Annotated in this window: 1 protein-coding gene; it reads right to left on the bottom strand. The window is 50.0% G+C overall.

Annotated features, from left to right (window positions below; genetic code table 11):
- Nucleotides 1-4 precede the first annotated feature (4 nt).
- Nucleotides 5-870: Cu(+)/Ag(+) efflux RND transporter periplasmic adaptor subunit SilB (silB, locus tag FDX01_RS05645; protein ID WP_137399386.1), on the bottom strand; the 866-nt coding region annotated here is incomplete at its 5' end.

Raw genomic sequence — 870 nt, 5'->3', positions numbered from 1 at the left:
CTCCTCAGTGCCCTGAATGCATATTTACAGGCTGGTCAGACATTGCTGGCATACTGCTTTCTGTTTTTTCAGGGTGGCGCATACGTTCCAGTGCGCCCGTAATATTGGCTTCAGAGTCAATGAGGAACAGGCCACTGACCACCACGGTATCGCCTTCATTCAGGCCGGAGCCGATGCCGGACTGTTGCTGTGACTCATGCAGAACGTGGATCTGTTTCGGCACAAACTTGCCTTCATCATCAACAGTAATCACGCGCTGTTCTTTGCCGGTATCGATAACGGCCTGGCTTGGTATCAGCAGCATCTCCTGACTTTGGGTATTCAGTTTGAGATAGGCATTCATGCCCGGCTTGAGAAACTCATCCTTATTAGAAACCTGGAGACGGACCTGAAGCGTACGGGTTGTCTGATCCACGCTGGGAAGAATATTCCATTTTTCGACATGGAATGTTTTATCCGGATAAGCCGGTACCGAAATTTCAAACTGCGACGTATCTTTCAGCAGATAGGCGATAGATTCTGGCACTGCAGCGCTGATCCAGACCGGGTCCATCCCCTGAATCTGAGCCACCACCTTATCTTTGGAAATATTCATGCCGGTGCGCAGGTCAAATGCAGTAATGACACCATCAATAGGTGCTTTAATGGTAAAACGGGTCTGAATGCTCCGGGTAGAACGCAGTCTCTGAATATCCTCTTCCGGCATACCTGCCAGGCGAAGCCGTTCCAGAACGCCTTTAATTTGCGTGGAAGTACCACCGGTGCTGGATAACAGAAGGAATTCACTCTGTGCTTCCACCCAGTCCGGAATGGTAATATCGATAAGTGGCGTCCCCTTCTTCACATGATCGCCAATCGTCAGGGGATACA

The organism is Citrobacter sp. wls613 (genome assembly GCF_005281195.1).
Classification (GTDB): Bacteria; Pseudomonadota; Gammaproteobacteria; order Enterobacterales; family Enterobacteriaceae; genus Citrobacter; species Citrobacter gillenii.
Note: the sequence above shows the minus strand (reverse complement) of the source record. Positions and strands in the feature narration are given on the sequence as shown.